General features: G+C 71.5%; 9 protein-coding genes. 5 read left to right on the top strand and 4 right to left on the bottom strand.

Features of this window, described 5'->3' with window-relative positions; genetic code table 11:
• Nucleotides 1-69: 69 nt before the first annotated feature.
• Nucleotides 70-855, bottom strand: a complete 786-nt coding sequence (locus AOQ53_RS20635; RefSeq protein ID WP_059419372.1) for a protein phosphatase 2C domain-containing protein — start codon at nucleotides 853-855, stop codon at nucleotides 70-72.
• Nucleotides 856-1,212: 357 nt separating this feature from the next.
• Here AOQ53_RS20635 and AOQ53_RS20630 point away from each other — a divergent pair, with 357 nt between their 5' ends.
• The 5 genes from AOQ53_RS20630 to AOQ53_RS20610 are packed head-to-tail and all read left to right on the top strand — an operon-like array spanning nucleotide 1,213 to nucleotide 6,871.
• Nucleotides 1,213-4,026 (top strand): sensor histidine kinase, encoded by a 2,814-nt coding sequence (locus AOQ53_RS20630; protein ID WP_236711740.1) that lies wholly within the window; start codon nucleotides 1,213-1,215, stop codon nucleotides 4,024-4,026.
• Nucleotides 4,023-4,547 (top strand): roadblock/LC7 domain-containing protein, encoded by a 525-nt coding sequence (locus tag AOQ53_RS20625; RefSeq protein ID WP_059419371.1) that lies wholly within the window; start codon nucleotides 4,023-4,025, stop codon nucleotides 4,545-4,547. Before AOQ53_RS20630 ends, AOQ53_RS20625 begins: the two co-directional genes overlap by 4 nt.
• Nucleotides 4,544-4,966, top strand: a complete 423-nt coding sequence (locus AOQ53_RS20620; RefSeq protein ID WP_059419369.1) for a DUF742 domain-containing protein — start codon at nucleotides 4,544-4,546, stop codon at nucleotides 4,964-4,966. Before AOQ53_RS20625 ends, AOQ53_RS20620 begins: the two co-directional genes overlap by 4 nt.
• Nucleotides 4,947-5,594, top strand: coding sequence for a GTP-binding protein (locus AOQ53_RS20615; RefSeq protein ID WP_059419367.1), 648 nt, complete (start codon nucleotides 4,947-4,949; stop codon nucleotides 5,592-5,594). Before AOQ53_RS20620 ends, AOQ53_RS20615 begins: the two co-directional genes overlap by 20 nt.
• A gap of 14 nt (nucleotides 5,595-5,608) precedes the next feature.
• Nucleotides 5,609-6,871 carry a styrene monooxygenase/indole monooxygenase family protein gene (locus tag AOQ53_RS20610; RefSeq protein WP_059419365.1) on the top strand — a complete coding sequence of 421 codons (1,263 nt, stop codon included), beginning with the start codon at nucleotides 5,609-5,611 and terminating at the stop codon, nucleotides 6,869-6,871.
• On the opposite strand, the gene AOQ53_RS20605 is transcribed toward AOQ53_RS20610, so the two are convergent.
• From AOQ53_RS20605 to AOQ53_RS20595, 3 genes are all read right to left on the bottom strand, one after another.
• A complete protein-coding gene (locus tag AOQ53_RS20605) occupies nucleotides 6,835-8,052 on the bottom strand; it encodes a C40 family peptidase (protein ID WP_059419362.1) in 1,218 nt (405 codons plus the stop codon). The genes AOQ53_RS20610 and AOQ53_RS20605 overlap by 37 nt on opposite strands.
• Nucleotides 8,053-8,160: 108 nt before the next feature.
• Nucleotides 8,161-8,460, bottom strand: coding sequence for a hypothetical protein (locus AOQ53_RS20600; protein WP_059419360.1), 300 nt, complete (start codon nucleotides 8,458-8,460; stop codon nucleotides 8,161-8,163).
• A 10-nt stretch (nucleotides 8,461-8,470) separates the two neighbouring features.
• A complete protein-coding gene (locus tag AOQ53_RS20595; RefSeq protein ID WP_059419358.1) occupies nucleotides 8,471-9,124 on the bottom strand; it encodes a TetR/AcrR family transcriptional regulator in 654 nt (217 codons plus the stop codon).
• Between the last annotated feature and the right edge of the window lie 35 nt (nucleotides 9,125-9,159).

Here is a 9,159-nt window from a genome sequence, read left to right as displayed (position 1 = left end):
ATCAGCATCGCCATGCTCACGAGCGGCCCTTGACACCCCCAGCCCCGCCCTAACTGAACGGCGTTGCGTCTAGAACTCGACGTACACGACCGTCGCGTCGTCGTGCGACTTGCCCCGGCCTGGGAAAGATCTGGCCGAATCCGCTCGCTCCAATGTCCGCACGCGGTCCACCAACGCCTGTGGTCCCTCCTTGCGCATGAGGTGGAAGCAGTCCGTCCAGTCGCCCTCCTCGAACCGCTCCACCCAGCGGGTCGCCCCGTCCGTCAGGGCGGCCAGGGCGCGTACGTCTCGGCGGGGAAGGGTTCCGGTCACCGCTCGCCGCGCCACCGAGGGGTCGGCGGCCGCCGTGAAGAAGCCGCCCTCCTTGTTGCGGAGCGTGGAGTCCACCAGCGCGTCCGTGGTCAGGGCGGAGCGGGGGAGAAGAGCCAGACGGTCGTCGAGGAGGGGCGTCACCACGCCGTCCGGGGACTCCACGAGGAGAGCCGAGTCCGACAGGACCAGGTACTCCACCGCGTCCGGATTCCAGCGGGCCGCGACCACCGTGGCCTGAGGAGTGCGGGGGTGAGAAAGGTCACAGGTTGAGGCATGCGCCTCGGCGGTACGCGCGATGGCACGGGTCAGGGCGTCCATCAGAGGGACATCCGGGAGTGAAACGGTCAGTTCGGTCAGCGCTCCACCGAGGCGCGCGGTGAACCAGGGGACGGAATGCAGACACCCCGTCCCGGCCTTCGGCGGTGTGACACCGTCCAGGACGACGACCGAACCACCCTGTCCGGAGGCCGGTAGTCCGACACTGGCGAAGTCCTCGTTGGGGCGGTCCGCGTCTCCCGGTTCCGAGGCGAGTTCAGTACGCATCCAGCCAGTCTGCACGAGCCCTTCACAAGGTCCGCAAAAGGTCGGCAATGGCTGCCGGACCCGGTGCGGCCTTGCAGGTCAGGCGCCCCGTTTGGGATGGAATGCTTTGTTCCGGGAAGACGTGGTGGCGAATATTGCCACCGCCCGCCCGTGGCGTCCAACCGGCCTGCCGCACAAGGCCGCTGCGAGGGCCGGCGGAACTTGCCCCTCAACTCCCCGCCGGGGTTCACTCCTTCGGGTGGCGGGTCAGGTGATGCGCGTGCGCTGCCCACCGGCGCTGGGAGGGTCGGGAAGTGTACCTGGAGTACGCGCCAGTTGACGGAGCGTCATCCGGACCCATGAGTTCACGAGTCAGGAATGCGAGCACCGGTGCAGATGTCGCGGCCTCGTCGCACAGGCAAGCAGACGGCCCCCGTTCAGGGCGCTGAGTCGACGCCCCCCACCGGCAAGGGCCGCCCCACCCATGTACGCAACCGGCTCATCGTGGCCGTGGCCGTGGTCGCCGCGGCCATCGCCGGTGCGGGCACCCCGTCCGTCCTCGCCGCCTCCGGGCAACTCCACGACTCGCAGGAGCTGGTGACGCTCGCCGAGCAGACGCAGGACGCCCTCGTCCTCGCGCACTCCCTCGCCGACGAGCGTGACGACGTCACCTCCTACATCGCGGCCGGCCGCCCCAAGTCCAAGGCGCCCTCCGAGCAGCGCAGCGCCCGGGTGGACCGGCAGGTCGAGGAGCTGCGGGCCGACACCGACACGCCCGCCTCGCTCCGCTCCGACCTCGACGAGATCGCGGCCGTGCGCCGGGCGGCGCTCACCGGCAAGAGCGGCGCTCTCGAAGCGCACCAGGCGTACTCCGCCGCCATCACCGAACTCCACCGGCTCGCCGAGGAGCTGGCGCAGCAGACGCCGCCCCGCGCGGGCTCCGGCGGCCAGGCCCTGGCCGAGCTGGACTCCGCCGTCCAGCAGGCCGCGGCGGCCCGGGGGCTGCTGCTGGCCGCCCTCAGCGTGCCGCGCGGCACCGAGACGGTCATCGACCCGGTCACCGGCCTGCCGACCGAGACCTCCTCGGACGCCGACACCCGGCAGCGCGCCGCCCTGAGCGCCGCCGCCCAGCAGGCCCGGGTGCGCTCCGACGCGGCCCTGGCCGACTTCCGCGACACCGCGCCCAAGCCGGCCCGTACCTCCTTCGACAACACGGTCACCGGCACCGAGGTCAACTCCGCCGAGAAGTACCTCGCCACGCTCACCGACCAGCCGGCCCTCTCCAGCAACGAACTCTCCACCAACACCAGGAAGCTGGACGCGGCCCTGTCCGCCCGCGTCGACCTGATGCGCGGCGTGGAGTCCGCCCTCTACGACCGCCGCACCAAGGACCTGGAGGCGCTGCGCGACGACGACGTCACCGCGCTGGAGATCCGCATCGCCGTCCTCGGCGCCCTGATGCTGCTCGCCGTCGGCGTCGCCACGGGCATGGCCCGCAGCCTCACGCGCCCCCTCGCGGTCCTGCGCCTGGGCTCCAAGCGCCTGGCCGAGGCGGAGGTTCCGACGGCCGAGGAACCCGTCAGGTTCACCGGCCGCAACGACGAGTTCGCCCAGGTCGTCCGCTCCGTCAACGCCCTGCACGCGCACGCCGTCACGCTCACCGAGCGGATCACCACGCTGGAGTCCGACCGCAAGCACCTCGTCGGCCAGCGCCAGAAGATGGCCGACGCGCGCGAGGAACTGCGCGGCGAACTCGCCGAGTCCGCCGCCCAGCTGGAGCGGCTGCGCACGGCCATCGGCGGCACGTTCGTCAACCTCGCGCTGCGCACCCTCGGGCTGGTCGAGCGGCAACTGGCCGTCATCGAGAACCTGGAGGAGCGCGAGCAGGACCCGGACCGCCTCGCCACGCTGTTCAAGCTCGACCACTTCGCCACGGTCATGCGCCGGCACAGCGAGAACCTCCTCGTCCTCGCCGGAACCGAGCACGTGCAGCACACCGCCGGGCCCGTGCCGCTCGTGGACGTCGTACGCGCCGCGGTGAGCGAGATCGAGCGGTACGAGCGGGTGCGGATCGCCGCGCTGCCGCCGCACGCGCACATGGCGGGGTTCGCCGCGGACGACCTGTCCCACCTGCTGGCCGAACTCCTGGAGAACGCCACCTCGTTCTCGCCGCCCGACCTGCCCGTCGAGATCTCCGGCTGGCTGCTGGAGAACGGCGAGGTCATGCTCTCGGTCCAGGATGAGGGCATCGGCATGACCGAGGACCGGCTGGAGCGTCTGAACTCCCGCCTCGCCGACTTCGACCCGGAGGCGCCGTACGACCAGGAAGGCGAGGACGGTCTCGGCCTCGGCCTGTACGTGGTGGCCCGTCTCGCCCACCGGCACGGTGTGCGCGTGCAGTTGCGCGAGCAGAAGCAGGGCGGTGTCGCGGCGGTCGTCGTCCTGCCCCGCACTCTGCTGGCGGCGGCCCCGGCCGCGGCCGTCCCGGCCTCCGGTCCTCTCTCCGGCACCACCCACACCGTCGCCTTCCCCGGTGCCGACGCCGAGGCCAACTCCAACGTCCTGCACGGCCGCACCGGCAACGGGGACCCGCTGGTGGCGCTGGCGGAGAAGGCGGTGCGGCGCGAGGAGGTCGCGGAGCACACGGAGGCCGCGGGGTGTCCGGAACCGGCGGAAGCGGCGGAGCCGGCCGCACCCGCGGCGCAGGGAACGGCACCGGCGGAAACCCCTGCCGAGACCACGATGGAGCTGCTGGCCCCGATACCGCAGGACGAGCCGGCCCCGGCGGAGCCCGCGCCCGCGGCCGCCGACGGCGAATCCGCCCCACAGGGGCCACCGGCACCCGACGTCGAAACCCGCACGGGGGATGCGGGTGGGGGAGAAGCCGAGGCGGTACACGAACGCGCCCCTGACGACGAAGAGGACCGCGTCACCGACAAGGGCCTCCCCAAGCGCACGCCCAAGATCACCGCTCCGACCACCGCCCCGCGCCAGCGCAGCGGCTCCGTGGACGCCGAAGCCCTCCGCCGCCGCCTCGGCGGCTTCCGCCAGGGCGCCCAGGCCGGCTACCGCGAGGTGGAGGCGGAAATCGCCGAGAAGACGGCCTCGCACAAGCGGCCGGACACCGGCACATCAGGACCAGCTGAATCCGAAGAAGCCACGGGGGGCACAGTCGAGGAGGCAAGCAGTTGACCGCTCCCAGTACCTTCGGACTGATCGGACTGAGCAGTGAGGCCCGCAATCTGCACTGGCTGCTGACCAACCTCGTCGAGGAGGTACCCGGCATCCTCTCGGTCGCGGTCGTCTCGTCCGACGGACTGCTCCTGCTGTCCTCCGACGACCACCGCAACCAGCAGGCCCGAGAGGCGCTTCACGTCGGCGGGGCCCAGCGGACGGGTCCGCGCGGCTCCGCCGCCGACCTGGCCACCATCGTCTCCGGTATCGGCAGCCTCACCGTCGGCGCCGCCAAACTGATGGACTTCGGCGGGGTCCGGCACACGATGGTCGCGATGGACGAAGGCAGCCTGTTCGTGATGTCCATCAGCGACGGCTCGCTGCTCGGCGTCCACGGCTCAGCGGACTGCGACATGAGCGTGGTGGCGTACCACATGGCTCTGTTCGTGGGCCGGGCCGGCCACGTCCTGACGCCCGAACTCCGCAGCGAGCTCCGAAAATCCCTGGAGGATTCCCAGACCACGGGGAGTACCCGATGAGCAGTACGCCGAAGCAGCACCTCCCGGTCCGCGGCGGTGACCGCAAACCCGCCCGGGTCCGCCCCTACTCGCTCACCGGCGGCCGTACCCGCTTCGGCCACGTGCTCCTGGTGGAGACGTTCGTGGCGAGCACGGCCGCGCTGGACGCCCCGGAGGAGCGCAGGGAACTGACGAACGGCTCCCTGTCCACCCGCGTGATGCCGGAGCTGCGGGCCATCGTCGAACTGTGCCGCCGGATGCGTACGGTGGCCGAGATCGCCGCGCTGCTGAAGATGCCGCTCGGCGTGGTCCGCGTGCTCCTCAGCGACCTCGCGGACCAGGGAAAGATCCGTGTGTACGGAACGGGCACCGGCCATGGCACGGGCCGCCCGGACCGAGCTCTGCTGGAAAGGGTGCTGAGTGGACTCCGTCGTCTCTGACGCCGCTCACGGCGTCGCTGGTTCATCCCCGTTCGTCCAGCCCGGCGAGAGCATGCACGCCTGGGAGACGGACCGCACCCGTGCCCCCATCGCCACGAAGATCGTGGTGGCGGGCGGCTTCGGCGTGGGCAAGACCACGCTGGTCACCGCCGTCTCGGAGATCACGCCCCTGCAGACCGAGGCACTGATGACCGAGGCGAGCGTGGCGACCGACGATCTCACCGCCACGCCGGGCAAGACCACCACGACCGTGGCCATGGACTTCGGGCGCATCACGCTCGACGACGACCTGGTGCTCTACTTGTTCGGCACGCCGGGCCAGCAGCGGTTCTGGTTCATGTGGGACGACATCGTGCGCGGCGCGATCGGTGCCGTCGTCATGGCCGACACGCGCCGGCTGAAGGACTGCTTCCCGGTACTGGACTACTTCGAGAGCTCCGGACTGCCGTACGTGGTCGCGGTCAACCACTTCGACGGCAGCGAGCTGTTCGAGCCGGAGGACGTGCGGGAGGCCTTGACCATCCCGAAACACATACCTGTCATGATCATGGACGCGCGTCGCCGGATCTCCGTGATCGAGACCCTCCTGGCCCTCGTGGGCCACGCGCTCGACGAAACCCCCGAGTAGAGGACAGCCCCCGCATGCGGAAGATACTCGTCGTCGGAGCCGGTCAGTCCGGTCTCCAGATCGCTCTCGGCCTCCAGTCGCAGGGGTACGAGGTCACCCTGATGTCCAACCGGACGGCGGACGAGATCCGCACCGGCCGGGTCATGTCGACGCAGTGCATGTTCCACACGGCACTGCAGCACGAGCGCGATCTCAAACTGAACTTCTGGGAGTCCCAGGCCCCGAAGATCGAAGGACTCGGCGTCTCCGTCGCCGCCCCCGGCTCCTGGGCCGAGGGCCCCGCGGCACGTGCGATCGACTGGCTGGGCAGCCTCGACGGATACGCCCAGTCGATCGACCAGCGCGTGAAGATGGCCGGCTGGATGGAGACGTTCGCCCAGCGCGGCGGTCAGCTCGTCATCCACGGCGCGGCCGTCGGCGACCTCGACTACTTCTCCCGCACGTACGACCTGGTGCTGGTCGCGGCGGGCAAGGGCGAGCTGGTCCAGATGTTCGCCCGGGACCCGGAGCGGTCCCCCTACAGCGAGCCGCAGCGCGCGCTGGCCGTCTCGTACGTCCACGGCCTGGGCCCGCGCCCCGAGCACCCCGACACCGAAGGGGTCCGCTGCAACCTGGTGCCGGGCGTCGGCGAACTGTTCGTCATGCCGTGCCTGACCACCTCCGGCCGTGCCGACATCCTGTTCTGGGAGGGCATACCCGGCGGCCCGCTCGACGTCTTCAACGGCGTCAAGGACCCGGCGGAGCACCTCTCCCTGACCCTGGAACTCATGGAGCGGTACGTCCCCTGGGAGTACGCGCGGGCCACCAAGGTCGAACTGACCGACGCGGGCGGCACGCTGGCCGGCCGCTACGCCCCCACCGTCCGCAACCCCGTCGGCCGCCTCCCCGGCGGCGGCCTCGTGCTGGGTGTGGCGGACGTCGTCGTGGCGAACGACCCGATCACCGGCCAGGGCTCCAACTCCGCGTCGAAGTGCGCGGCCGCCTACCTCTCCTCGATCGTCGAGCGCGGCGACAGGCCGTTCGACGAGGAGTGGATGCGGGCCACCTTCGACCGCTACTGGGCCACCGCGCAGCACGTCACCAAGTGGACCAACACGATGCTCGCGCCGCCGCCGGAGCACATCCTGAACCTGATCGGCGCCGCCGGTGAGCTCCAGCCGGTCGCCGACCGCTTCGCCAACGGCTTCAACGACCCGGCCGACTTCGAGAACTTCTTCTACGACCCGGAGAAGACGCAGGCCTACCTGGTCGAGGTGTCCGGCGCGGGCGCCGCGTAGTCCGCGTATCCGTCGTATCCCTCGTCCGACCCGTCCGTGGCCCCCTCGGGGAGCTCCGGTGGCTCGTACCGCCGCAGGGGCTTCCCGTCCGGGTCCGGGCGTACGGCGCCCAGGACCGGGTTGGCCGCGATCGGCGACACCTTCACCTTCGCGCCCGGCCGGGGCGCCTGTACGACCATGCCGTCGCCGAGGTACAGCGCCACGTGCGTGGCCTCCGGGAAGTACACGACCAGGTCCCCCGGCCGCAGCTCGGTGAGCGGGACCCGCTTCAGCCGCTTCCACTGCTCCTGGCTGGTACGCGGGATGGGCGTCCCGGCCTGAGCCCAGGCCTGCGAGGTCAGGCCCGAGCAGTCGTACGATGTCGGGCCCTCCGCGCCCCACTCGTACGGCTTGCCGAGCTGCCGCACGGCGTAGCGCACGGCCCGGCCGCCCTCGGCCGACGGTCTGCTGCTGCCGCTGCCGCTGCCGCTGCCGCTGCCGCCGCCGCTGCTGAGCGCGCCGGACGCCATGTACTTCTTCTGCGCCTTCTCGATCCCGTTCTTCTCGAACGCGGCCAGGGCGGTGAGCTGGTCGCGGCTGAGGGAGGCGAGCAGTTCCTCGACGTCGTGGAGCCGCTCACGGACCTCGTCCTGTTCCTTCTTCCGCCGCTCGGTGAGGGCGAGCTGCTGGTCGAGGGCCTTGCGGGCCTTGCGGGCCAGTTCGCGGGCCTTCCGCTCGCTGCCGGTCAGCCGGCCGACCGTCTCGGCCCGCTCCCGCGCCAGCCGGCGGATCACATGGCCCTGGTCGATCGCGTGCTGCGGGTCGCGGGCCAGGAGCAGGCGTACGTACGGGGAGATGTCGGTGCTGCTCTGGTACTGCTGCCGGGCCAGGCGGCCCGCCGCGCCCCGGCTGTCGTGCAGGGAGAGCCGGGTGCGGGCGAGGGCGCGGTCGAGGCGGTCGGTCTCGGCGCGCTGCTTCTTCAGCTTCTCCTCGGTGGCGTTGTAGGCCTCGGTGGCCTCTTCGGCTTTCCGGTACAGCTGCTGAAGGTCCGTCAGGAGACCGGCGACGGAAACGGCGTCCTGAGCGGAGGCGGGGTCCTGGGCGGGGCCGGGCTCCGGGGCCGCCGTGGCGGGGGCGGGGGCGAGGACGGTGGTTGCCGCCGTCGCCGCGATGCAGACCAGCCGCACGAGTCTTCCTGACATGCCATCACCTCCGATGGGAGGGCGGCCCTTTGGCCACCGGACACTCGTGAGGATCAGGCGTATGCGCGAGGTGCGCGCGGTGGGTGTGCGCGGTTCGGCGCAACGGGGTCACCCGTCGGCGTCGTCCCGCTTGCCGGGCGGCGTGGCGTCTGGCTTCGACCAGGGCCAGTTGAGCCGGCGGGTCGGTGCGCCCTCGGGGGCGTACTCGTACTTCCAGCGGTGGGTCAGTCCGATCCTGCCCTCTGCCCGGGGCACTCGGCGGTAGACCAGGACGGTGGGCGGGCCGCCGGCGGGGTCCGGGACGGGGATGCGATACGTCTTGGGCGGGTGGCCGGTGATGCCGAGCAGGACGGGCAGGACCCTGCCGTCCATGGGGCCGCCCTCGAAGGGGGTGTCTTCGCTCTTCACGGGACCAGTGTCAGACATCCTCGGCGAGGGCCTGGACCAGGGAGTCGGCCAGCGGGTCGCGGCGGGCGGTCACCGAGAGCATGGCCACGAACTGCTCGACGAGCCAGTCGCGCAGTTCCTCGGCGGGGGGTTGTTTCTCCTCGTCGAGCCAGATCAGCGACGACGCCTCGACGGCGGTGATCCACATCCGGACGGTCATCCGCAGTCGCGGGCCGGGTCCGGTGACCTCCAGGTGCCGGAAGATGTGCTCGGCGGCGGCGCGGCGTACGCCGTCGACGATGGCGGTCGTACGCGAGGTCTCGACGACGCTGCCGCCCTGGAGGAGGGCGCTGAAGCCGGCGTCGTGCTCGTCGACGAAGGCGAGGTAGCGGTCGAGAGCGCGGGACAGGCGGGGGAGCAGGGGGCCCTCGCGGGGCTCGTCGAAGCAGTGCTGGAGCTCGTCGGCGGCGGAGCGGAGGGCGGCCTCGTAGAGCTGCTGCTTCCCGCCCGGGAAGTACCGGTAGACCAGTGGCCGCGAGACCCCGGCTGCCTCCGCCACGTCGTCCAGGGAGACGTCCTCCGGGGCGCGGTGCGCGAAGAGGTTCAGCGCGGAGGTGAGGAGCTGACTGCGGCGTTCCTCGACGCTGAGTCGCCGGTAGGCGGGGGTGGGGGCGGCTGGTGTCATGACTCGCAGGGTAATCGGGGGGTCGGTGGGCTGCG

Source organism: Streptomyces azureus, from assembly GCF_001270025.1.
In the GTDB taxonomy this organism is placed as follows: domain Bacteria; phylum Actinomycetota; class Actinomycetes; order Streptomycetales; family Streptomycetaceae; genus Streptomyces; species Streptomyces azureus.
The sequence above is the reverse complement of the archived record's forward strand: the minus strand, read 5'-3'. Positions and strand labels throughout refer to the sequence as shown.